The 281-nt window shown below is 56.2% G+C and carries 1 protein-coding gene; it reads right to left on the bottom strand.

Going from position 1 to position 281, the window contains the following annotated elements; genetic code table 11:
• Positions 1–281 (bottom strand): integrin alpha (locus JUJ53_RS03255; protein ID WP_204150548.1); only part of this gene is annotated, 281 nt, incomplete at both ends.

Below are 281 nucleotides of genomic sequence, written 5' to 3'. Positions count from 1 at the left end.
CCGTTGGGGTCGGCACTGGGTGCGCCAATGATCAGGTCATCGACGCCATCGCCATTGACATCCCCGGCACTGCTCACTGAAAAACCGAAACGGTCAAATTGTGCCCCCCCAACGAGACGAAAGCCATTGCTGCCACTGAGGGTGGATAGATTGAGGGGGATACTAAAATCACCACCACCAAACACCACATAGCTAGAGCCGGAATCGAAGCCGTTGGAGTCGGCAAAGGGTGCGCCAATGATCAGGTCATCGACGCCATCGCCATTGATATCCCCGGCACT

Origin of the sequence: Leptolyngbya sp. CCY15150 (assembly GCF_016888135.1) — a bacterium.
Classification (GTDB): domain Bacteria; phylum Cyanobacteriota; class Cyanobacteriia; order RECH01; family RECH01; genus RECH01.
The sequence above is the reverse complement of the archived record's forward strand: the minus strand, read 5'-3'. Positions and strand labels throughout refer to the sequence as shown.